Genomic DNA, 22,317 nt, shown 5'->3' with positions numbered 1-22,317 from the left:
GGCCTATTTGTATGGTGACACTTTCTAACGGGAAAGCCACATGGCATCACATACTTACAATATTCCCAATCTCCTGACCTATGGGCGCATCGCGGCAGTCCCGTTAATTGTCCTTTGTTTTTTTGTCGAAGGCAGGCTCTACGGCTCCGATCTGGCCCGCTGGAGCGCGTTTGCGCTCTACGCGATCGCTTCGATAACCGATTTCTTTGACGGCTATCTGGCGCGTATCTGGAACCAGACTTCCAATATCGGCCGCATGCTCGATCCGATCGCCGACAAATTGCTGGTCTCGTCGATCCTGCTGTTGCTGGCCGCAGATGGGACCATCGCCGGTTGGACCATATGGGCAGCGATCATCATCCTGTGCCGGGAAATTTTGGTATCGGGTCTGCGCGAATATCTGGCGGAACTCAAAGTGTCGGTGCCGGTCACCTGGATTGCCAAGTGGAAGACGACCATCCAGATGATCGCCATTGGATTTCTGCTGGCAGGCCCGGCAGGCGACAAGGTCATTCCATACACGACGGAAATCGGGATCGGACTTTTGTGGATTGCCGCCCTGATCACAATATATACCGGGTATGATTACTTTCGGGCCGGGCTCAAACACGTGGTGGAACAATGATGGTCAAACTCGTCTATTTCGCCTGGATAAGGGAACGCATCGGCAAGAGCGAAGAGGAAATCGAGCTGCCCGCTGCGGTGGAGACGGTTTCGGATCTGCTTGCGCACCTCAAAGGACGCGGTGATGAATATGAACTGGCGCTGGAAGTCCCTGAGGTCATACACGTGGCGATCAACCGGGAACACTGCCAACACAGCGATGCGATCGGCAACGCCCAGGAGATAGCGCTGTTTCCACCCATGACAGGGGGCTGATCCATGACGAACGGCCCAACGATACGCGTGCAGGCGGAAGATTTCGATCTCCAGGCGGAAATCGCAGCGCTGACGGGCGGCCATCGTGATATCGGCGCTGTTGTGAGCTTCACCGGGTTGTGCCGCGACGAAAAGGGAGCCCTTGCCGCCCTCGAACTGGAACACTATCCGGGTATGGCCGAGGCCGAAATGCTGCGCATTGCCAATGAGGCCGGAGAGCGCTGGCCGCTGGACGGTATCACCGTCATTCACCGTTTCGGCAAGATAGCACCGGGAGAGAACATCGTTCTCGTTGTCACAGCCTCAAAGCACCGTCAGGCAGCATTCGACAGCGCTTCGTTCATGATGGATTTTTTGAAATCCAAAGCCCCGTTCTGGAAACGCGAAATCCGCAAGGATGGCAGTGAAGGCTCTTGGGTAGACGCAAGAGACACGGACCACGATGCCATGGAGCGCTGGCGGTAGACTCAGTTCCCCCATCAAGAGAAAAGCCGCCGATTAATAACCGGCGGCTTTCGAATTCAAATTTGACCTGCCGGATCAGCCGACGATTTCCGTTCCCGAGAACCAGTAGGCGATCTCTTCGGCAGCGGTTTCCGGTGCGTCGGAACCGTGCACGGAGTTTTCACCGATGGACAGCGCGTAAGTCTTGCGGATTGTGCCTTCGGCGGCATCGGCCGGGTTGGTGGCGCCCATGACTTCGCGGTTTTTGGCAATGGCGTCTTCGCCTTCCAGAACCTGGACGATGGTTGGGCCGGACGACATGAATTCAGTCAGCTCACCGAAGAAAGGGCGTTCCTTGTGCACGGCGTAAAAGCCTTCCGCTTCGCGCAGGCTCATCCAAACGCGCTTGGAGGCAACGACCCGCAGGCCGGCTTCCTCAAGCTTCTGGGTAATAGCGCCGGTCAGGTTGCGCTTGGTGGCATCCGGTTTGATCATCGAAAAGGTGCGTTCGATCGCCATGATCTCATTATCCTTGCATTGGTTTGCGGGAGATTTGCGCGCTCTATAGCCTTGCAGCGCAGGCAACACAAGTGCCCTGCCCCAAACCCGCTTTGATGATGTGGTGTGTTGCGCCTGTCAGGCCGCTGCCGCCACCGAACGGCCGGCCGCGCCATGCAGATCCAGGCACCGCTCGAACCAGTCCGCGACAGGATCATCCGGCTCCAGGAGCTGTTCCGCAGAGCACACGCGCGCCCACTGAAAAGCCCCGAACACGATGTAGTCGGCAAAGAGCGGATTTTCGCCGCCAATGAAAGGCTGCCGCTTGAGCATTAGACGCAGCGGATCGAGCTTCGCGGCAAAACTTTTGACACGCTCTGCGCTTGCCTCAACCACTTCCTCCAACGGCTTGCCGAACCTTGCCTCGCGGCTCTGGCGAAAATAAGCCTGATCCTCAGGCTCAAGCATGGCGTGAATGTCCAGCAGCAGGCGGCCGCCGATTGTCATGTGGATTTGCGTGGCCGCCCAGGCTTCGATGAAACGGGCAAGGGAAACGCCACCCTCGCCGCCGAACAGCGTTGGCCGGTCGGGATAGGCCTTTTCGAGATAGAGCGCAATGTCGAAGGAATCGGAAACAACGTGGTCACCGTCACGCAGCACGGGCACGATCTTGCCCAACCGGTTTTCAACTTCCGGAACACCCGTGAACGGAACGGGAGAGCGCTCGAAGTCCAGCCCCTTGTGGGCCAGAGACAAAACTGTTTTCCAGCAATGGGGGCTGAACGGGCGCGCGGGGTCACTGCCCGTCAATTCGTAAAGTGTTATCGTCATGAAATAACTCCGCTTGAAACCGGTCGAATTCGTATCGGTGGCATTGTGCCTTTTTTGCCCGCCAGTTCAACACGCTCAGCGCAACAGCGCTTTCAAAACAAATTGATACACCGCGCCGGCAATCTGGCGCATCAGCGTCCTGGTGCGACGTAATTGGGACTGTTCAATTCCGGCCGGTTGCGACTATGATCGCCCCCATTCAGGGAGAGCACATTTCATGCCGAATTCATACAAATTGCTCAATGGCAAAAAGATTGCCGCCGATATCCGCGCCGAGGTGGCAGCCGATGTCGAAGCATTGAAAAAGGAAGGCTGGCCGGTCAAGCTGGTTTCCATCTCCATGGGCGACGCCGACGCATCGGCGCTTTATGTGCGAAACCAGCAAAGGGCGGCTGAAAAGACGGGCATCGCTTTCGAGGCACGCCACTACCCGGCCGATATCGGCCGCGACGAATTGCTCGGTATCATTCAGGGGCTGAATACGGATCCACGCGTGACGGGGATCATCATCCAGCGCCCGACACCGGCGCACCTGACCGAGCGACGGCTGCAGCGCACGGTGCATCCGCTCAAGGATGTGGAGGGCATGCACCCATCCAATATCGGCGATATCGTCTACAGCGACCTGAAAATGGGGCCGTGCACGGCCGTTGCGGCAGTGGAGTTGCTCAAATCGACCGGCATCACGCTCGAAGGCCTTGAGGTCACAGTCATCGGTCATTCGGCCATCGTCGGAAAACCCATCGCCTTCCTGTTGATGGCATTGGGCGCAACCGTGACGGTGTGCCATCATGAAACCCGCAACATCGCCATGCATTCACGTTCTGCCGACGCGGTTTTCGTTGCCGTGGGCAAACCGGGGCTCGTTACCGGCAAGATGCTGAAGCCCGGCGCTGTGCTGATCGATATCGGTATCAATCAGATCGAGACGTCGGACGGCCCGAAGGTCGTCGGTGACGCGGATTTCGAAAGCTGTGCCGATGTCGCCGGCTGGATTACACCGGTTCCGGGCGGCGTCGGTCCTGTGACAGTTGCGACCCTGCTGCGGAATTCAGTGACGGCTGCGCGGCTGCAGAGCGAACACTACGCCTCTGAATTTGCGACCCGCAAAAGCGTATAGCCGCGGATCATTTGATCCCGGCGCTTCTCGCCGAAGATGCGTCCCGATTTTCAGCACCTGAAGCGGCATACGGCAATTTCCTCTTGCCTTCGCGCCGTTGCCGCTTCAATAAGCGGATATGCTGACCATTTCGGACCTTTCCGCCCGTGTCGCCGGGCGCCTGCTGATCGATCACGCCTCCCTTACTCTTCCTGAGGGGACAAAGGCGGGCCTCGTCGGGCGCAATGGCGCCGGTAAATCGACCCTCTTTCGCATCATTACCGGCGACCTTTCGGCCGAAACAGGCTCGTTCAGCATCCCGAAGAATTGCAGGATCGGCCAGGTCGCACAGGAAGCGCCGGGCACCGAAGAGCCTCTGATCGAGATCGTCCTGAAAGCCGACACCGAGCGGTTGACGCTTTTGGAAGAGGCTGAAACGGCAACGGATGCACACAGGATTGCGGATATTCAAACGCGGCTGGCCGATATTGACGCACACTCCGCCGAAGCACGCGCTGCAAGTATCCTGTCGGGCCTCGGTTTTGACAATGAAGCACAAAAACGGCCCGCATCGAGCTTTTCGGGAGGATGGCGCATGCGTATCGCGCTGGCCGCCGTGCTCTTTGCCCAGCCCGATCTCCTGCTCCTCGACGAGCCGACCAACTATCTGGATCTCGAAGGCACGCTGTGGCTGGAAGATTATGTGCGGCGTTATCCGCACACGGTTATCATCATCAGCCACGACCGTGATCTGCTCAATCGCGCCGTCAACACGATCGTCCATCTGGAACAGAAGAAGCTGACTTTTTATCGTGGCCCGTTCGATCAGTTCGAGAGGCAGCGGGCAGAGGCGCGCGAACTGCAAATGAAGGCGCGCGAAAAACAGCAGGCAAAGCGAAAACACATGGAGGCCTTTGTCGAGCGCTTTCGCTACAAGGCGTCAAAGGCCCGTCAGGCGCAGTCTCGCCTCAAGGCGCTTGAGCGCATGGGAAATATCTCCGCAGTGATCGAGGAGCATGTCCAGGGCTTTCAGTTCCCCAAGCCGGAAAAACAGCCTGCGTCGCCAATCATAACTCTGGAAAAGGCCACGGTGGGCTATACACCGGGCGAACCGGTGCTTTCCAGGCTCAATCTGCGTATCGACAATGACGACCGCATTGCCCTGCTCGGCGCCAACGGCAACGGCAAATCAACCTTCGCCAAGCTGATCTCCGGAAAACTGAAAACCGAAAACGGGACGATGACCCGAGCGCCGCATCTCAAGATCGGTTATTTCGCCCAGCACCAACTCGACGACCTTGTGCCGGCAGCAAGCGCTGTAGAGCACATACGCAAGCGCATGCCCGACGCGCCGGAAGCAAAATTGCGCTCGCGAGTCGCACAAATGGGACTTTCGACAGAAAAGATGGACACCGCCGCGCGGGATCTGTCCGGCGGCGAGAAGGCGCGGCTTTTGATGGGGCTTGCCACTTTCGACGGTCCGAACCTCCTGATCCTTGACGAGCCGACAAACCACCTCGATATCGACAGCCGGTCGGCGCTGATCGATGCGCTCAATGCTTTCGAGGGCGCCGTTATACTGATCTCCCACGATCAGCATCTGATCGAAGCGACAGTGGACAGGCTGTGGCTGGTGCGTGACGGCACCGTCAACAGCTATGACGGCGATCTTGAGGACTATCGATCGCTGATCGTCAGCGGTTCGAGGGGACAGAACCGGCAAAAGGAAAACGGCGGCGATGCCTCCAAGGCCGGTCAAAGACGGGCGGCGGCGGAACGCCGCAAGGAACTGGCGCCCTTGAAGAAGAAGATCAATGAAATCGAGTCCTTAACGGCACGTCTTGAGAATGAAATTCAGAGGCTCGACAAGGAGCTCTCCGATCCGGCGATTTACGAGCGTACGCCGGAAAAAGCCTCGCTAATGGCCAAGGAGCGCAGCAATGCGCAAAAGCAACTGGCCGACGCCGAAGAAGAATGGCTGCTGCTTTCCGGCGAGTATGAAGAGGCGACCGGCGGCTAAATCAGCGAAAACAGCAATAACTTGCGGTTGCAATAGCTGAACGTGATATAATCCCAAGGGAATCGAGGAGGACTTCCCATGGAAATCAATGTTGTTACCATACAGCCGCTTATTGCCTTGATTGCAGGTATTTTGATCCTGCTCGTGCCGCGCCTGTTGAATTATGTTGTGGCATTCTACCTCATCTTGTTCGGAGTTCTGGGCCTCTGGCCCAACATTTTCAGCGGTGCCGGGTAGCCCCGCGCCCAGCACGGCCAAAGGCTCGAATTGCATCTCAGCGGTGGAACTTCCGAGCCTCTAGGCCTGTCGCCGCAGTAGCCGTTGATACACGAGACCGATTGCCACCAGGACACCTCCAAGGCCGATGAATGACAGCGCCCTGAGGAAACCGGTGAGATTGGACATATCGACCACGAAGACCTTGGCGACAACGGCGACAATGATCGCTCCGGAAAGCAGTCGCAAGGCACGCACACCGGTTGTCATGCCGGCGGCAAGCACGGCGATGCCGATCGCCAGCCAGGCTGCGGAATAGGTGTAGAGTTCCGCATCGCTCGTCGGCCCGATATCCAAAGATACCGGATGGAACCAGTGGCGGATCGACAACGTCACCCATGCAAAAAGCATCAGGCCGCCCACGGCATACGCCGTCCTGCTGTAGGCGGGCGTGAACCGGCCACCGAAAAAACCCAGAGCGCTGTAAAGCAGGCCAGTCATCAAATAGGCAAAAAACAGCTTGTTGAAGATCGCACCGCCACCAACCGCCTCCCCGGTGAGGAAAGGATTGTAAATGCCCAGAAGGCCGAGCACTGCCGCAGCCATGCCGGCAAACCCCAGAATATTGGCGGCGGTGCTGAGTGTTGAGCTGTCCGTGGTTCTTTTGAGGCGAAGCAGGCCGAGCGCAACACCACCGCCGACAAGCACCAGGAACGCTGCCTCCGACAATGTGTCGATATAGGTAAAGACCTCGTCGGGATCGAGCGCATGCAGCCCCACCACCGCGATGGCTGCGGTTACCGAGGCAACGGCAATCCCTTCCATTGCCTCAAGCCATCTGTCGCGTCCGTTTTTGCCAAGCAGCCATGCGGCGAGGACGAAACCTGCGGCCGGCACACCATATCCGTAAAGCAACCAGTTGAAGATGGGCGTTGTGCCGAGCGACGAGCCTACTATGGCCGGATCCCAAGCGATGCGCGCGGCCCACAGGATTGCCGGGACAAGCGTGAGCGGCCTCAGCGCTTTAAACGGTCTCTGGCTGTAAATATAAGCGGTGGCAGGCGTCATCAGCGCCAGAGCCACTGTCAGGGCGCCGCGCTCCAGAAGCATGCAAAGCCCCAGAGCCAGTGCCGACAGCGCTGCGATCAGGTAGCTGGCGGTCACCCCTTCCCGGCCGTTGTTTGCGTCGGACAGCCGCCGGTCGGCATAGATAGCAATTGCGTAAAACGCGACGCAAAGCACCAGCGCGATGACCCCGTAGCGCACCGAAAGCCCGAGAAAATCCGTGCGGGCGTAACTGACGCCGAGAATCAATACCGGCACGAAGGCGCCGCCAAATGCAAGCGGCACCCGTGCCGCTGAACGCATAGCGCCTAAAAGACCAAGACCACCGGCAAGTAGCGCCAGCCCGATACCGAGGGCACCGAATAGCGAAAGCAGTTTTTGCTGGTAACCGGGAAGAAATGCGGGATCGATCTGCTCGAGCGTATCGAAGCTGTTGGCAATCGGCTCCCACGTATCCGCCGTCAGCTCCCAACTGCTGTAACCGATGACAGTGACAATTGCCGCCACCGGCACGATATAGCGGATTGCGGCGTAGTAATGCGCCGAGGCAAACGGGACAAGGATGAGCAAGGCGAGGCCGACAACCGTTGCCGTATCGGTCTCAGCCGCGATAAATCCGAGCCCAAGGAGCAGCACAAGCGACAAGACAGCGGCCGCGACCTTGTCCATTGCAACAAATTCGGACACCGACCTTTCGTAGAGGCTGGCAACAAAGACGTAGAATATCGCGGCCCAGGCAGCGAGGATGTATATCCCCAAAACCGGTCGTTCGCCGCTGGACGCCACCAGGAAAAGCACCGCGCCGAAAAATACCAGTCCCAGTGCGGCGATTATCGCAAGCCAGCGCCACAGCCGCATCCGGCCGACGCCGAACGCGGCGACCGATACCGCGAACGCATAGACCGCAAGCCCAGCCGTGCTTGGTTCGTCGGTTGAAACCAGGAACGGCACGAGAAAACTGCCGACGATGCCAAGGGCCGCCAAAAGCGGCCCGTGAAGAAGGGCCGCGGCCATGGTTGCAACGGAAACGATGCCAAGCGCAATGAAAGCCGCTGCAGGACCGAGAAATCCGTATAGCTGATAGGCAGCATAGATGGAGGCAAATGCTCCAAGCGTTCCCGCCGCTGTAAGGATCGATGGCACATTGGCGCTTTCGAAACCGCCTACCGAAAAGGCGGCACCGCGGCGGCGCGTCCATTCGCCGGTTGCGCCAAGCGCCAGTGAAAACAGCAATCCCAGGAGAATTCTTGCCCGCGGCCCCAACAGCCCCTGCTCGAACGAATACCTGACGAGAAAAACGGCGCCCAGGGCAAGTGCGATCCCACCTACCCAGACGGCCCATCTGGCGCCAACCATTTCCTCCAGCCTGTTGCCGCCTGTCCCGGAGGCAAAATCCGAAACGGCATCCCGGGCGCGACGGAAATCATCATAGCGGCTGGCGGACGCGTCAGTGCTTGCCGCGATGGGCGGTTCCGCATCTTCAACGGCCGGAGGGGACGCCTCCGTATCCGGCTCAGGCTCTGGGGCACTCTCTGGCACCTCCGGGGCGCTCTCTGGCGCCGGTTCGTCCTGCTCCCGCCTAATGCTGGGAACGGAAGCCGGCGCTGAAGGCCTTCCTCTTGAACTGGCCACGACTGTGCGAAGCTCTTCGAGCTCACGGTTGAGAGTTCTTACACGAAAAAAAGCAATCGTTCCGAGAATCGGCCCCACTATGAGGAGGGCCGCAGCCAACAGACCCAGCAGAATCAGACTGTCCATGGAGCCGCACCCTCTCCTTCAATCGTGCTTTCCGCGCGACGGTGCCAGACGGTTGTGCCCCCGAATCGGCGTTTTCGCGTCAGCCTTTCTTATCGAGCGCGCTCATCACATCGTCAAGCCGGTCCTGGCCCCAGTGCATTTCTCCATTGACGAAGAAGGTCGGCGCGCCGAAGGCACCGCGTTCAACAGCTTCCTCGGTATTGGCACGAAGCTCATCCTTGATCGCCTGGTCCTGAACCATATTGGCAATCTCCTGGGCAGGCAGACCGGCATTGTCCATCAGTTCCATTACGACCTTCGGATCTGAAATATCGTCGTCGTTGGCCCAGGCACCGGCGAACATGGATTCCATATACGGATTGAGAACATCGTCACCGAGTTTTTCCGCCGCAATCGCTCCGCGCAGGGCCATAACCGTGTTGAGCGGAAACTTCGGATTAACCGAAAACGCAATTCCATGTCGCTTGGTAATGCGCTCCAGATCCTCGAACATCCACTTGCCTTTGGCGGCGATATTCGCCGGACCGGAATTGCCCACGGCCTTGAAAACGCCTCCGAGAACGATGGGTTTCCAGTGAATGGTTCCGCCGGCTGCCTTGATCATTTCCGGCAGTCGTTTGTAGGCGACATATGAGGCACTGCTGACAAAATCATAATAAAAATCAACACTCTTGGACAATGTTCGCCTCCCGGACGGTTGTGTAGTGCACGCAACGCCTACCAGCACAGTTTTGACTTATCTGTTGCGGGTAAAGCCTCGCTCATCGATTCAGACTAGGGATAAATAACGTTTACGTAAAAGGCAATGCACATGCGCATTTGCGGCTCTATGTGCACCACGGTGCGACCGTCAGTGTTTTTCCCATTTACGGATTGCTAAGGCTGCTGCTGCAGGCTGCTGATCTCACCTTGGACGGGTTTTGTAATGCGTAAACTGTCTTCAAAGCTGTTGTTTGCAACTGCGCTGAGCGCTGCCGCTCTGGCTTCATCCGCGGAAAGAGGCGTTGCGGTCCAGCCCCTCAAGGAGGGGTCTGGTAAGATTTCGTCTATATTGCCAGAGGAAAGACCGGCCGAACCGGTTTTGATGCTGGTATCTCTCGATGACCAGACAATGCAGGTCTATACCGGCGATAATCTGATTGCGCGCTCGAAAGTCTCAACGGGCAAGACCGGGCACCGCACACCGACCGGTATTTTCAGCGTGCTAGAAAAGAGACGCTACCACGAATCGAATATCTACAGCCGCGCGCCAATGCCATATATGCAGCGGCTGACCTGGTCGGGTATCGCACTGCATGAATCAAAGAGCGTACCGGACTATCCCGCTTCGCACGGGTGCGTGCGCCTGCCGAACAGATTTGCAAAACAGCTTTTCGGCTTTACCGGAATGGGTGCCCACGTGCTGATCACGGACGAGGAGCTGACACCGTCGCCGATCGTGCATCGCAATCTGATTTATCCCGGAGGCGTTCCAAGCGAGGACACGGCCTATTCATCATCCACCGAACCGGTCATCAAGACGCGCATACGAAGTAAGGGGTCTTCTTCCATCATCCGGATTGTGGAATACACGAATGAGACAGACACGGGCTCGAGTATCAGCGCCGTAACCATTGAGGACAATTTCGTGCTGCGCGGCAGCCTGGAGGACGGGCCTCCGGGAACCGCTGAGCCAGATGACTTTGTGGTGCCGGAATCACGTTCGCCGATCCGTATCCTGATTACCAGGCGAACCGGACAGGATCTTGTTCGCGACATTCAATCCATGCTCAACCAGTTGGGCCACGAGGCTGGCGATGAAGACGGTCTGATCGGTCCCGAAACCGGCAACGCCATCGTTGCTTATCAAAAAAGCCAGGGACATTCGCCGACGGGAACCGTCTCAGTCGCCCTCGCCCAGGCACTGCATTCTGATACCCGTCGCGGTGAATTCCCGATTGGACACATCTATGTTCGCCAGAACTTCAAACCGGTGTTCGATGCGCCTTTCGTCCTGAAAAACGCATCGGCACCGCTCGGAACACACTTCCTGGCAGCTCTTTCCCAACCGGGCGATCCGGATGGCATTCGATGGATTCGGACCTCGCTTGCGGATACAACGCGCCCGTCGCCGCTGCTGGACATAGATACCGGTTACAAATCGAGTTTCCTGGCACCTTCCGGGACACATGCCGCCCTCAGCCGGATCGACCTTCCGGGCCAAATTCGCAAGCGCCTGACAGCCATGCTCGTTCCCGGATCATCGCTGATCATTACCGATGGCGGCTTCAGCAATGAATCGCATCTTGGAACCGACTTTATAGTTTTGACCAATTCACCGGCCAATGATTGACGCGGCTGGGCACGCGCGCTAAAGCAGCGGCAGATTTTGCCCCGCACCGGCGGGCAACCACGGTGGCGTACCTAGAAACCGCGCCCTTGAAGAAAGACCTGCCCCCTATGCCCCCCTTTGAGCGCGCCGAGCCGGCGCTTGCTGCTGCTATTACCCGACGCGGCTACACCAAATTGACGCCCGTGCAAAATGCCGTACTCGACGACAGGCTGATCGACAGGGATTTGCTCGTATCCGCACAAACCGGATCAGGAAAAACCGTCGCGTTCGGTCTTGCCTTCGGCCCGTCAATTCTGCCTGCCATGTTCGACAAGGCGCGGGAAAGGCCCCCGCTGGCGCTGATTATCGCGCCGACGCGCGAGCTTGCCCTGCAGGTGCGCCGCGAATTCGAATGGCTCTATGAGGACGCAAAGGCAAGCATATGCTCCTGCGTCGGCGGCATGGACCCGCGCGACGAACGGCGCGCACTGGCACGCGGTGCCGATATTGTGGTGGGCACGCCTGGACGCCTGCGTGACCACATCACTCGCGGGTCGCTGGACCTTTCCAGGTTGCGCGCCGTGGTGCTCGACGAGGCGGATGAGATGCTCGACCTCGGTTTTCGCGAGGACCTGGAATTCATCCTCGACGCCGCACCGGTAGAACGCCGCACGCTGATGTTCTCGGCTACGCTGCCGCGCGAAGTGACGGCACTGGCCAAACGGTTCCAGCACGACGCCGAACGTATTTCCGTGCACAGCGAAAAGAGCCAGCATGCCGACATCGAATATGTCGGGCATGCGGTTTTGCCGAACGAACGCGAAAACGCCATCATCAATATCCTGCGCTACCATGATGCGTCGCGCTCGATCGTCTTTTGCGGAACGCGAGAACACGTCAAACGGCTAACCAGCCGCCTGGCCAACCGCGGCTTTTCGACAGTCGCCCTTTCGGGCGAATTCACCCAGAGTGAGCGGTCCCACGCGCTGCAATCGATCCGCGACGGCCGCGCGCGCATTTGCGTGGCAACCGATGTGGCCGCACGCGGCATCGACCTGCCCGAGCTCGATCTCGTTGTCCACGCTGACCTGCCCGTTAATCCCGAAACGCTGCTGCACAGAAGCGGCCGCACCGGCCGGGCCGGACGCAAGGGTGTTTGTGCGCTTGTTGTTGCAAGCAACCGGCAACGTAGCGCTGAGAGACTTGTGCGCGGCGCCAAGGTTAAACTGACCTGGGCAGCGCCGCCCAGCGCATCGGACATTGCAAGGCTCGATCACGCGCGGCTTCTTCAAAGTCCCTTTCTGCAGGAAAGCCCGGATGGCGACGAGCGGGCTCCGGTCGATGCGCTGCTTGACGCGTTCAGCGCCGAACAAATTGCAGCGGCATTTTACCGGCTTAGCAAATCAGGATTACCGGCGGCGGAGGAACTGTCCGAAATCGGCGAACGGGAACAGAAAAAGGGTCCCAGGCGGGATTTCGAGGACGGCGAATGGTTTTCGATAAGCGCGGGCCGAAAGCAGAAAGCGGAACCACGCTGGGTTCTACCGGTTATCTGCAAATCCGGTGGCATAGACCGCAAATCCGTCGGCTCAATTTCCATCCGGGAAACCGAAACGCTGTTTGAGATCCATCCCGACAAGGCTTCGCTTTTCTGGCAAACGGTCAGCGAGCAGGGTTGTGTTGAGCGCGCACTGACGATCCAGCATGTCGGCGAATTTCGCGATCAGCCGTCGCCGGGTGCCTCCCCAATCCCAGCGCGCCCGGACAAATCGAGGCACAAAAAGCGCAAGCCCAGGCGCGACGGTCCGCCAGCCCGGCGCAGCGGTGATAAACAGGGGAAAAAGGCAGGCAAGCGTTCCGGTTCAGCGCCCAAGGCCCGGTCCCGTAAACCTAAATCATGATGGGCGCTTCCTGCCGATCAGCAGCCAGTGGAGCAATACTGCCACCAGTGATACGAACAGGATCGAGCCAAGCGTATCGGACAGGAAATGACGACCTTTTGCGACACGCATGAAGGCCGTGACCAGTGCAAAAAACAGGCTGACAGCCAGGACCGCGTAACGCATGGACCGGTTGTGGATATATGCGCTCAGGACAAGGACGGTGATGAAGAAGGCCGCGGCGCTTGAGCCCTCGCCCGAGACGAACGAGCAGTTTCTTGCGCATTGGTCGGATATTTCAAAGGCGGGCGTAAAGATTTTACTTCCACCGAATTCAACAACATCGGCCGGCCGTGCGCGTCCCCAATTGTTCTTGAGCAGCACATTGACCAGCAATCCCGGTCCGGTGACATAAAGCAGCGGCACGAATCCCCAGACCTGGGCAGGGATTTCAAGGATTGGGCCGCGCCAGAACGATATGATCCACATGACAAGCGACAGAACCGCCAGCGATATGCTGACGGCATTGAAGATCGCCCGGTAGGTGCCGTACCACGCATCCCCATTCGGCCAACCGGGCACCGCCTCATCGAAGAACCAGGATGACACCTTGATGTCGATCCCGGGAAATACGGTGAAAACGGCATAGGCGAGCGCAATCGCCAGAACCAGGCCGTAAAGCGATCTGCTGTAACTAGTCTGCATTCTCGAAACACTCGCGCTTGAGAACAAAGGCATTTATCGTCCCGCCGTGATAGGCACCACCGCTGGTCGTCATCGACGCCACAGGCATCAGAACCTCGCCTTTACACTCAACGGTTCTGTCGTGCGAAACAAGCAGAACCGCACGTTCCACTTCTTCTTTGTCAAACGGGAACTTCAACTGGTAATAGTTCCTCGGTCGTCCCCGCGGCTTGTGCGTCCGGATCTTCAGATCTTCATCCCGCCCGGTGTAATGCAGATCCGCCACCCAGTCGCGGCTTTCAGACAGTACGACATCGGCGCCATTCTTCTTTGCCGCATCGATGATCTCCAGGCTCATGCGTTCTCTTCCCAGAAGCCGTTTGAGCGCGGGTTTTTCTCCGTCGATGCTCACATCGTAGGCGACTATTGTGAGGATCGGCAGGCCGACCGCGACAACAGCGCCGATCCAGACCGAAAGTTTGAGCAGGCGGTAATAGTGCTCCTCGAGCAAGGCGGCGACAACCAGCACCGTGCCACCGAAATAGGCTGCAACTGCCCAGTTCGCATAGGCCCTCGACAGCAGTGCCTGAATGCACACGATAAAGATGACGGGAATCGAAAATAGAAGCAAAAGCCTGGCATTTCTTGACCGCGACTTGAATATGCAGGCCAGCATCGTTCCAAACAGGATCGGACCAAACACACCGAATTGGCTGAAGAAGAACTCGGTAAGTTTGAGGTATTTCAGATTTATGGCGCTGGAGCTTTTGCGCACCCAGTCTGCATTGTCCAGCGTGTGCTCGAATGTCGACAGATCGTTGTAAAAATTCCAAACGATGTTTGGCAGCGCCATTGCGCAAAATGCCAGGACAACAATCAGCGCATTGCGCCAGGTGGGGCGCGCGGTAGGCATCAGCACCGCCGCCAGAAAGGCGCAAAGGAGAAAATAGATGCCGGCATATTTGGCCATGAAGGCAATACCCGCCATCAGGCCGGCAAGCAGCGCGTCGGAGGCCCTTTTACTGTCCAGCATCCGGACGTAAAACAGCAACGCCAGCGAAAAGAACGGCGCCATCATCGTGTCGGTCGAAATCACTGCACTGCCGAGAGAAACCGCCGGCATGGTGATATAGGACAACATGACCCAGAACGCGGTTCTGGCATTGTGAAGATATCTGGCAAGACCGCCGAGGATTAAAGCAGTGGCGAAGTGAAACAGCGGGGCGGGAAGCCGAACCCAAAATACAGCATCGCTTTGAGCGATCTCAGTGAAGAGCCGGATTATCCAGGCAATGAGAGGCGGTTTGGAATAATAGCCGAAATCGAGGTCCTGGCCCCATAGCCAGTATTGCGACTCGTCCACGAACAGGTCTGTTTTGTCGAACCACAATGCCGCGACACGAAACAGCGTGAGAAGCGCAGCAAAGACCGCGCCGGCTGCGAACCAGTCGCGCGCGGACGCGTTCAGCTCCGTGCCGCTCATTGTTTTTAGGATGGACCGCAAATAATCCTGCCGATTTGTGTTTCGGATTGATCCCGGCTCATAGCAGGAATCAATTGGGAATCAAATTGTGTATGTCAGGCTTTCTTTTCCCACCGGCGATCCTGCGTCTGCTGCCAGTAGGTAAGACTGTGGCCCTCACCTTTCAGAGCTTTCCAATGGGCTCTGGCGGTCTCGACCTGCTGCTGATCATGTCCATCGAATATGAAAACAGCCCTTTCATAATCATACAGTCCGGAAGGCTCAGCACCGTCGACCAGAAACCGGACCTGGGCGGAATTCGCATTGCCCGGCGTTGTACAGATCAACACCGGCTGTTTGTCCGGTTGCGCTGACATATCCGTGCCGTGCGGCAGGAAACTCTCGTCCCGAAATGTCCAAAGATGCTGGTCGAGTGCATCGCGCCGTTCTTCACTGCCGGTTTGGACGACCACGCGCCAGCCGCGCTCCAGGCTCTTTTCGAGCAGAGGCGGCAGAGCGTCTTCCAGGCGCGATTCCGTCAGATGATAAAAAAGTACTTCGGTCACGAACGTCACATTACAGAGTGCCCGAAGCGCTGTCGAACAGACGTTGCGGCATGAAGATCAGGCTTCGTAGTCTGCACGAACAAACGCATCCAGCAACCGGACGCCGAAGCCCGAGCCCCAGGAACGGTTGATTTCCGTATTTGGCGAGCCCATGCCGGTTCCGGCAATGTCGAGATGCGCCCAGGGCGTGTCATTGACGTAACGCTGCAGGAATTGACCGGCGGTAATCGAACCGGCCCAGCGTCCACCGACATTCTTCATGTCTGCGAATTTTGAGTCGATCATCTTGTCGTATTCCGGTCCGAGAGGCATGCGCCAGACCTTTTCCTCGGTCAGTTTGCCGGCTGCCGACAGTTGCTCGCACAATTCGTCATTGTTGGAAAAGAGCCCCGCATGATGATGCCCCAGCGCAACGATGACCGCGCCGGTCAAAGTCGCAAGGTTGATCATGAACTGCGGATCGAACCGGTCCTGGCAATACCAGAGCGCATCGCACAGCACGAGACGGCCCTCGGCATCCGTGTTGATCACCTCAATCGTCTGTCCCGACATGGAGGTGACGATATCGCCCGGCCGCTGGGCATTTCCGTCCGGCATATTTTCAACCAGGCCGATGATGCCCACGACATTGGCCTTTGCCTTGCGGGCGGCCAGCGTATGCATAAGACCGATGACGGCAGCCGCACCCCCCATGTCGCCTTTCATGTCCTCCATTCCGGCGCCCGGCTTGAGCGAAATGCCGCCGGTGTCGAAAACAACACCCTTGCCGACAAATGCAATCGGTTTCTGTTTCTGTTTGCCGCCCTTCCACTGCATAACTGCAAGGCGCGGCGGGCGGACCGATCCTTGCGCGACGCCGAGCAGCGCGCCCATTCCGAGCTTTTTCATTTCCTTCTCGGTGAGGATTTCCACTTCGACACCGAGTTTTTCCAGTTCGCTGGCCTTTTTCGCAAATTCGACCGGTCCAAGCACGTTCGCCGGCTCGTTCACCAGATCCCGGGCCAGCGCCACGCCGCCGGCAACCGCCTGCGCGTCTGAAAATACCTTCCTGGCTTCCGTGGCAAGATCGCTCACCAATGTGATCGCGATGTTCTTTTCCTTCGAATCAGCACCGTTTGACTTCTTTTTTGTCTTGTAGGTGTTGAAATTGTAGCTCCGCAGCAAAATTCCGAGGGCAAGATTGGATACATCTTGCGCAGTGATTTCGGTCTCGTCGGCGTCTACAAATACGGTGACGTTCTCGGCTTTCCTGACCTGCGCGAAAACGGTTCCGCCAATGCGCAACCAGTCATTTGTCTTCAGGTCTGCCGGATCACCAATTCCAACGACCGCCAACCGGTCCGCGGGGCTGCCTTCGGGCACGAGAAGGTCGAGAACCGAGAATTTTTTTCCGTCAAATTCGGCCACCTTCATCGCTCGCTCGGCAACGCCTTCCGGATCGGCTGCACCAGCGATTTTCGCCAGTTGACCGCCCTTGCGGGACAGGAGGACTGCTAACCCACCCTTTATTGCCTGCGATTTTGAAATGGTGATTTTTATTTTCTGCGACATGAAAACTCCCGATGATCGATGGGCAATTGCGAATGAACATCCGCAATGGGTGCGACACTGGTCAGTCGCACATGTTGGCCTTTTCCAGCGCAATAACAAGTCCACAATTTGACGACGCGCGCAGGTGTGGGCAAGGCAGCGACATCGATGCAGGTATAAATTGATAAGTGCGTGCCTTGAGGAAGCCTTGTTTAGCCGCCTTTGTGCGGCAAGTTTATGAAATGTTTACTATGCCTTTTTGCCTGTTGTTAGGTATAAGCCAATACAGAGAGAATCTGGTCGTGGGGATCCGCGGTCGGATTGGTGTTCTCCCGGATTCCGCGTTGTATGAAACAGATTGAACGATACATTTTTCGTCGGGTGCTGATACTGTCCGTTGGAACGCTCGCGACAACAACGGCAATCGCGCTGACGACGCAGGTGCTGCTTCGCGTCAATCTGCTCAGCTCAACAGGTCAGTCACTGCTGACTTTTCTGGAGCTGGCGGCGCTTCTCGTGCCGTCAATGATGATGATCGTCATGCCTTTTGCGCTGATGATCGGCGCAGCGCAAACGCTCAGCACAATGAATTCCGATTCGGAGCTGGCGGTTATCGAGGCATCCGGCGGCTCCCGTCATCTCATTGCGCGCCCCATTCTTCTGATCGCCGCCGCCATGTCTCTTTTCAGTCTTGTGGAGGCCAATTTTGTCGAACCGTGGTCCAACCGGCAAATCCGTCAGTTGCTGGACAAGGCATCGGCTGATCTGTTTTCTGCCGCTGTTCGATCCGGTACCTTTCACAAAATCGAAGACGGGCTCTATGTCAGCGTTGCGGAAAAACTGCCTGGTGGAAGGCTTGGTGGAATCTTCCTTTCGGATCAGCGCGATGCGGACATTGACCTTCTTTATTTCGCCAAATACGGGGCTTTTGCCGAAAGCGCCGGCACTGACGTTCTGGCCCTCTCAGACGGCGAGATTCACCGCAAGGAAACCGATAGTGGAAATCTGTCCATTATTCAGTTCGCCACCTATGCACTGGACCTGAGTCTGATCGGTGGCGGATCGGGCAAGTCCGGCGGTTACATCGCCAAAGAACGTGCTACCCCCTACCTGCTCAATCCGGACCCCGACGATGCCTATCTCAAACGGGCTCCGCAGGAATTCGAAATGAGGATCAACAAGCGGCTTTCGGAGTGGTTATATCCGCTGGTCTTCGGGTTCATTACCGTCTATTTCCTTGGCAAGGCCCACTCCAACCGCCACGAGCAAGTCTGGAGCGTTGTGACGGCCGCGGCTATTGGATTCGGCATGCGCGGATTCAGCTTCTATGCGATCGATAAATCCGCCACCAGTCCGGTGTTTGCGGCATTGTGCTACGCCGTGCCGCTGGGCGGCATTTTACTGTTTCTGCTGCTGATGGTCACCAACTGGTCGTTCAGGGCACCGCGGTTCCTGGTTGAGCAAACGGCCCGGCTGACATCGGAAAACGAATCACTGCTGTCGCTGATGCGCCAATGGATGTCCGATCTGACCGGAAATGGCAGAAGAGGTGCGCAATGATCGGCATTACGCTGTGGCGATATCTCTTCAGACGCTATGTCGTGATGACCGGCTGGTTCGTGCTTGGTGTTCTCGCAATCATTTATATGGTTGATTTCACGGAGTTTTCCAGCAGAGCGTCACATCTTCCAGGCTACACTTTAGGTCTTGGCGCACTGCTGTCTGCCTTGCGCCTGCCAAATATCATGCAGGAAACGGTGCCATTTATTATCCTGTTTTCCTCCATGTCAGTGCTGCTGGTTCTCAACAGAAAATACGAACTCGTCGTCGCCAGATCGGCAGGAATTTCGGCATGGCAGTTTCTTGCGCCGCTTTGTGTGGCAAGCCTGTTGATGGGCATCGTCATGACGGCGGTGGTTAATCCATTTTCTTCCTACGCACTCTTGAAGGTGCAGGAGCTGGAAATCGGCCTCGGCATGCAACGGGGCACGGTCGGTACGATCGAACGCCCACCGTGGATAAGACAGCGCACCGATGAAGGCATCACCATAATCGGTGCGAAACGCGTTGCCCGCCGGGGACTTTTGCTGGGCGGCGCGACGTTTATACGTTTTGACAAAAAAGGTAATATTCTTGAACGGTTAGACGCCAACAGAGCAACGTTGAGTGACGGTAACTGGGTGTTGAAAAACACCACCAGAACAGATCAGACCGGAACGCCGGAACAAATAGATACATTGACGGTGAAAACCAATTTGAGACCGGAATTCGTCGAAGAATCACTAGCCTCACCACAGTCGATATCCTTCTTCGAGCTCCCGCGTAAAATCACGGTCGCCCGCTCCTTCGGGCTGGGTGCGAATGCCTTTGCCATGCAATATCAGTCATTGCTTGCACTTCCGTTGCTTCTGGTAGCAATGACATTGATTGCTGCAACTGTGTCATTGAAATTTATCAGGTTCGGACAGTCCGGAGCAGTGATTTTGGCTGGCATCTTGGCGGGCTTTCTGCTTTATGTCGTGACAGTGTTGGCGAAGTCGTTCGGGACCGCCGGTGCCGTGCCTCCAGTCGTGGCAGCGTGGCTTCCGGCGATTGTCGCGTCAGCACTTGGGGTGACGGTGCTTCTCCACAAGGAGGATGGGTAGTGGGATCAGCAGCTGGCTGCGAAAAAAATACGTTGCGTATCGCAGGGCTGATTGTGGCTTTGACAGCGGGAGTGGCCACATGGGCCATCGCCCCTAGCGCTTTTGCGCAAAACGCTGGAAACAACGGTCTGAACATCACGGCATCACCTGATGCCCGGCTGTTGCTGACGGCCAATCAACTTACCTTCAACCAGGATACCGAAGTCGTTGTCGCCACAGGTGCTGTGCGGGTCGATTACGACGGCTACCAGATGGTGGCTCGCCGGCTTGAATACCATCAGCGAACCGGACGGCTGAAAGCCTTTGGCGACATCGAAATGATCGAGCCAGACGGCAATAAGATCTATGCGCAGGAACTCGATGTCACCGACGATTTCGCCGACGGTTTCGTCAATGCCCTGCGGATCGAGCGGCCGGACAATACGCGCATCGTCGCAGACAGCGCTCAGCGGCTCGACGGCGAACGAACCACACTCAACAATGGCGTCTACACAGCTTGCGATATCTGCGAAAAGGATCCGAGCAAGCCGCCCCTGTGGCAGATCAAGGCACGGCGGGTCACGCAGAACGGCAAAACACGCACAATCCGTCTCGAAGGGGCCCACTTCGAGATGTTTGGCCAGCCTATCGCCTATATCCCGTTTTTGACGGTTCCGGACCATACGGTGAAGCGTAAAAGCGGATTTCTACTTCCGTCATTCAGCTACTCCAAGGAACTGGGCGCCAAGCTCGGCGTTCCGTATTATTTTGCCCTTAACCCGCACTACGACCTGACGGTGACGGTGTCGGGATATTCGAGACAGGGTTTTCTGACCGAGGCTGAATTCCGCCAGCGGTTCGAAAACGGCAGTCACGTGCTCAAGATCGCGGGCATTCATCAACTGACCCCCGAAGCATTTTCGGCCGGCACGGTCGATGCTTCCAACACCAACCGCGGTCTTGTTGCTTCACAGGGCGAATTCCAGATAAATCCGCGTTGGATGTTTGGCTGGGATGTTATGCTGCAAAGCGACAACAGCTTTGCGAATACGTACGGTATCTCCGGCTACAACAATGTAACGCAGGTTTCGACGATCTACCTGACCGGCCTTTCGGGGCGCAACTATTTCGATATGCGGTCGTTCTACTTCGACGTCCAGTCCACTCTCACAAGCAGCACAGCCGAAAAAGAACAGCCGATTGTCCATCCATCGCTGGATTACTCCCGCACGTTTGACCAGCCGGTCATGGGCGGCGAACTCAATCTTGACGTCAATGTGCTCAGTCTGACGCGGCGCACAGCCGAAATCGACACGACCAACGGCCGGTATCCGGGCGTTGAAGGAACCAACACCCGGCTGACCACGGAGCTCGAATGGAAAAGGACTTTCGTAACCGATAGCGGTCTGTTGCTGACGCCGATGGCTGCCGCGCGGGGAGATGTGAATTTCCTCAATGTCGATGCACCCGCCGGCTATACCGGCCCGTTCACCACACAATCGACACCGACAAGGGGATTGCTGACCGCTGGACTGGAAGCGCGTTACCCGGTGCAGATCATGACCACGAGCGCGTCGCATGTTCTTGAACCGATCGGCCAAATTTTCGTGCGCAACGATGAGCAACTTGCCGGGGGATTGCCTAACGAGGATGCGCAGAGCTTCGTGTTTGACGCCAGCACCCTTTTCGAACGGGACAAATTTTCAGGGTATGACCGTATCGAAGGCGGCACCCGAGCCAATGTCGGCTTCCGCTACACAGGTACATTCAACAACGGCGTATCGCTGCGCGGCGTTTTCGGCCAATCCTATCAAATCGCCGGTCTTAATTCGTTCGCCACGGACGATCTCGTCAATGTGGGATCTGCATCGGGTCTGGAGACGACGCGTTCAGACTTTGTCGGCAGCATCGGTATGGACCTTCCAAGCGGTTTTTCCATGACAGCCGAAGGCCGGTTCGACGAAAGATCTTTCGAGCTCGAGCGCTCGGACATTGGCGTTACATATACCAGCCGCCGTTTGAGCACATCCTTTGCACATACAATCGTTCAACCCCAACCGGGGTATGGTTCGTCAACGAGCCGTAACGAACTCAAGGGCTCGGCCTCGCTCCGTTTTGCGGAATTCTGGCGTGCATTCGGCTCAATGAGTTATGACATTGAAGACAACATCATGTCCAACAACACCGTCGGGTTCGGATATAATGACGAGTGCTTTGCTTTCTCACTGGCCTATACGCAGGAGCGCGATGTAAACCAGGCCGTCGACTGGAGCATTGGCGCAAGGATCAGTCTGCGAACTCTTGGTGACATCAATTTCGGATCGAGCGATCTTGCGGGAATTACAGGTAGCCAATAATTGATTGGATCCATCGTGATTGTTTATCAATCATGTAGCGAGGAATCATAAAGGCCTTTATTTCGCCAAATTGGCGGTGGGATTTACCGCAGG

Annotated in this window: 19 protein-coding genes; 11 read left to right on the top strand and 8 right to left on the bottom strand. The window is 57.1% G+C overall.

The window, feature by feature from the left end:
- The first annotated feature begins 40 nt into the window (after nucleotides 1–40).
- From pgsA to ABVT35_RS07190, 3 genes are read left to right on the top strand one after another with little or no spacing between them, the layout of a single operon-like run.
- Nucleotides 41–625: a CDP-diacylglycerol--glycerol-3-phosphate 3-phosphatidyltransferase gene (gene pgsA / locus ABVT35_RS07200; RefSeq protein WP_368465601.1), complete on the top strand. Its 585-nt coding sequence runs from the start codon at nucleotides 41–43 to the stop codon at nucleotides 623–625.
- Nucleotides 625–879 carry a molybdopterin converting factor subunit 1 gene (moaD, locus tag ABVT35_RS07195; RefSeq protein ID WP_368466292.1) on the top strand — a complete coding sequence of 85 codons (255 nt, stop codon included), beginning with the start codon at nucleotides 625–627 and terminating at the stop codon, nucleotides 877–879. The genes pgsA and moaD overlap by 1 nt, the downstream gene beginning before the upstream one ends.
- 3 nt (nucleotides 880–882) lie before the next feature.
- The gene (locus ABVT35_RS07190) at nucleotides 883–1,344 is read left to right on the top strand and encodes a molybdenum cofactor biosynthesis protein MoaE (protein ID WP_368465600.1); all 462 of its coding nucleotides are present in this window, start codon (nucleotides 883–885) and stop codon (nucleotides 1,342–1,344) included.
- A 75-nt stretch (nucleotides 1,345–1,419) separates the two neighbouring features.
- Here the strand turns inward: ABVT35_RS07190 and ndk are convergent, their stop codons facing one another.
- Nucleotides 1,420–1,842 (bottom strand): nucleoside-diphosphate kinase, encoded by a 423-nt coding sequence (ndk, locus tag ABVT35_RS07185; RefSeq protein ID WP_368465599.1) that lies wholly within the window; start codon nucleotides 1,840–1,842, stop codon nucleotides 1,420–1,422.
- Between the two features lie 117 nt (nucleotides 1,843–1,959).
- The gene (locus ABVT35_RS07180; protein WP_368465598.1) at nucleotides 1,960–2,652 is read right to left on the bottom strand and encodes a glutathione S-transferase family protein; all 693 of its coding nucleotides are present in this window, start codon (nucleotides 2,650–2,652) and stop codon (nucleotides 1,960–1,962) included.
- A gap of 217 nt (nucleotides 2,653–2,869) precedes the next feature.
- Here ABVT35_RS07180 and ABVT35_RS07175 point away from each other — a divergent pair, with 217 nt between their 5' ends.
- From ABVT35_RS07175 to ABVT35_RS07165, 3 genes are all read left to right on the top strand, one after another.
- Nucleotides 2,870–3,772, top strand: a complete 903-nt coding sequence (locus ABVT35_RS07175; protein ID WP_368465597.1) for a bifunctional 5,10-methylenetetrahydrofolate dehydrogenase/5,10-methenyltetrahydrofolate cyclohydrolase — start codon at nucleotides 2,870–2,872, stop codon at nucleotides 3,770–3,772.
- A gap of 118 nt (nucleotides 3,773–3,890) precedes the next feature.
- Nucleotides 3,891–5,771, top strand: coding sequence for an ABC-F family ATP-binding cassette domain-containing protein (locus ABVT35_RS07170; RefSeq protein ID WP_368465596.1), 1,881 nt, complete (start codon nucleotides 3,891–3,893; stop codon nucleotides 5,769–5,771).
- Nucleotides 5,772–5,849: 78 nt separating this feature from the next.
- A complete protein-coding gene (locus tag ABVT35_RS07165) occupies nucleotides 5,850–6,008 on the top strand; it encodes a DUF3096 domain-containing protein (protein WP_368465595.1) in 159 nt (52 codons plus the stop codon).
- Nucleotides 6,009–6,068: 60 nt separating this feature from the next.
- On the opposite strand, the gene ABVT35_RS07160 is transcribed toward ABVT35_RS07165, so the two are convergent.
- The gene (locus ABVT35_RS07160) at nucleotides 6,069–8,810 is read right to left on the bottom strand and encodes a DUF2339 domain-containing protein (protein ID WP_368465594.1); all 2,742 of its coding nucleotides are present in this window, start codon (nucleotides 8,808–8,810) and stop codon (nucleotides 6,069–6,071) included.
- 79 nt (nucleotides 8,811–8,889) lie between these two features.
- Entirely contained in the window at nucleotides 8,890–9,489 is a 600-nt protein-coding gene (locus tag ABVT35_RS07155; RefSeq protein WP_368465593.1) for a 2-hydroxychromene-2-carboxylate isomerase, read from the bottom strand.
- Between the two features lie 246 nt (nucleotides 9,490–9,735).
- On the opposite strand from ABVT35_RS07155, the gene ABVT35_RS07150 reads away from it, so the two are divergent.
- Together ABVT35_RS07150 and ABVT35_RS07145 are read left to right on the top strand one after the other, a co-directional pair.
- Entirely contained in the window at nucleotides 9,736–11,142 is a 1,407-nt protein-coding gene (locus ABVT35_RS07150; protein WP_368465592.1) for a L,D-transpeptidase family protein, read from the top strand.
- Between the two features lie 62 nt (nucleotides 11,143–11,204).
- The gene (locus ABVT35_RS07145) at nucleotides 11,205–13,022 is read left to right on the top strand and encodes a DEAD/DEAH box helicase (RefSeq protein ID WP_368465591.1); all 1,818 of its coding nucleotides are present in this window, start codon (nucleotides 11,205–11,207) and stop codon (nucleotides 13,020–13,022) included.
- Here ABVT35_RS07145 and ABVT35_RS07140 read toward each other — a convergent pair.
- From ABVT35_RS07140 to ABVT35_RS07125, 4 genes are all read right to left on the bottom strand, one after another.
- Entirely contained in the window at nucleotides 13,017–13,706 is a 690-nt protein-coding gene (locus ABVT35_RS07140) for a phosphatase PAP2 family protein (RefSeq protein WP_368465590.1), read from the bottom strand. The two genes, ABVT35_RS07145 and ABVT35_RS07140, sit on opposite strands and share 6 nt — an antisense overlap.
- Nucleotides 13,696–15,168, bottom strand: a complete 1,473-nt coding sequence (locus tag ABVT35_RS07135) for an ArnT family glycosyltransferase (RefSeq protein WP_368465589.1) — start codon at nucleotides 15,166–15,168, stop codon at nucleotides 13,696–13,698. Before ABVT35_RS07135 ends, ABVT35_RS07140 begins: the two co-directional genes overlap by 11 nt.
- Before the next feature lie 95 nt (nucleotides 15,169–15,263).
- Nucleotides 15,264–15,713: a DNA polymerase III subunit chi gene (locus tag ABVT35_RS07130; protein WP_368465588.1), complete on the bottom strand. Its 450-nt coding sequence runs from the start codon at nucleotides 15,711–15,713 to the stop codon at nucleotides 15,264–15,266.
- A 57-nt stretch (nucleotides 15,714–15,770) separates the two neighbouring features.
- On the bottom strand, nucleotides 15,771–17,264 hold the full coding sequence (locus ABVT35_RS07125) for a leucyl aminopeptidase (RefSeq protein WP_368465587.1): 1,494 nt from the start codon (nucleotides 17,262–17,264) through the stop codon (nucleotides 15,771–15,773).
- Nucleotides 17,265–17,591: 327 nt separating this feature from the next.
- Here ABVT35_RS07125 and ABVT35_RS07120 point away from each other — a divergent pair, with 327 nt between their 5' ends.
- Genes ABVT35_RS07120 through ABVT35_RS07110 form a run of 3 tightly spaced genes read left to right on the top strand, consistent with a single transcriptional unit; the run spans nucleotide 17,592 to nucleotide 22,224 of the window.
- Nucleotides 17,592–18,803: an LptF/LptG family permease gene (locus tag ABVT35_RS07120; protein WP_368465586.1), complete on the top strand. Its 1,212-nt coding sequence runs from the start codon at nucleotides 17,592–17,594 to the stop codon at nucleotides 18,801–18,803.
- Nucleotides 18,800–19,888: an LPS export ABC transporter permease LptG gene (lptG, locus tag ABVT35_RS07115; RefSeq protein WP_368465585.1), complete on the top strand. Its 1,089-nt coding sequence runs from the start codon at nucleotides 18,800–18,802 to the stop codon at nucleotides 19,886–19,888. Before ABVT35_RS07120 ends, lptG begins: the two co-directional genes overlap by 4 nt.
- Nucleotides 19,888–22,224, top strand: a complete 2,337-nt coding sequence (locus tag ABVT35_RS07110; protein WP_368465584.1) for an LPS-assembly protein LptD — start codon at nucleotides 19,888–19,890, stop codon at nucleotides 22,222–22,224. Before lptG ends, ABVT35_RS07110 begins: the two co-directional genes overlap by 1 nt.
- Nucleotides 22,225–22,317: the final 93 nt, after the last annotated feature.

It is taken from the genome of Hoeflea sp. TYP-13, assembly GCF_040932035.1.
Taxonomy (GTDB): domain Bacteria; phylum Pseudomonadota; class Alphaproteobacteria; order Rhizobiales; family Rhizobiaceae; genus Hoeflea_A.
This window is presented reverse-complemented; position numbering and strand designations above follow the sequence as displayed.

Bases quoted from the DNA above. Each gene is read 5' to 3' on its own strand.
- ABVT35_RS07140 (WP_368465590.1), bottom strand. From the start codon at position 13,706: ATGCAGACTAGTTACAGCAGATCGCTTTACGGCCTGGTTCTGGCGATT.
- ABVT35_RS07160 (WP_368465594.1), bottom strand. From the start codon at position 8,810: ATGGACAGTCTGATTCTGCTGGGTCTGTTGGCTGCGGCCCTCCTCATA.
- pgsA (WP_368465601.1), top strand. From the start codon at position 41: ATGGCATCACATACTTACAATATTCCCAATCTCCTGACCTATGGGCGC.
- ABVT35_RS07180 (WP_368465598.1), bottom strand. From the start codon at position 2,652: ATGACGATAACACTTTACGAATTGACGGGCAGTGACCCCGCGCGCCCG.
- moaD (WP_368466292.1), top strand. From the start codon at position 625: ATGGTCAAACTCGTCTATTTCGCCTGGATAAGGGAACGCATCGGCAAG.
- ABVT35_RS07135 (WP_368465589.1), bottom strand. From the start codon at position 15,168: ATGAGCGGCACGGAGCTGAACGCGTCCGCGCGCGACTGGTTCGCAGCC.
- ndk (WP_368465599.1), bottom strand. From the start codon at position 1,842: ATGGCGATCGAACGCACCTTTTCGATGATCAAACCGGATGCCACCAAG.
- ABVT35_RS07190 (WP_368465600.1), top strand. From the start codon at position 883: ATGACGAACGGCCCAACGATACGCGTGCAGGCGGAAGATTTCGATCTC.
- ABVT35_RS07125 (WP_368465587.1), bottom strand. From the start codon at position 17,264: ATGTCGCAGAAAATAAAAATCACCATTTCAAAATCGCAGGCAATAAAG.
- ABVT35_RS07120 (WP_368465586.1), top strand. From the start codon at position 17,592: ATGAAACAGATTGAACGATACATTTTTCGTCGGGTGCTGATACTGTCC.
- lptG (WP_368465585.1), top strand. From the start codon at position 18,800: ATGATCGGCATTACGCTGTGGCGATATCTCTTCAGACGCTATGTCGTG.
- ABVT35_RS07175 (WP_368465597.1), top strand. From the start codon at position 2,870: ATGCCGAATTCATACAAATTGCTCAATGGCAAAAAGATTGCCGCCGAT.
- ABVT35_RS07170 (WP_368465596.1), top strand. From the start codon at position 3,891: ATGCTGACCATTTCGGACCTTTCCGCCCGTGTCGCCGGGCGCCTGCTG.
- ABVT35_RS07150 (WP_368465592.1), top strand. From the start codon at position 9,736: ATGCGTAAACTGTCTTCAAAGCTGTTGTTTGCAACTGCGCTGAGCGCT.
- ABVT35_RS07165 (WP_368465595.1), top strand. From the start codon at position 5,850: ATGGAAATCAATGTTGTTACCATACAGCCGCTTATTGCCTTGATTGCA.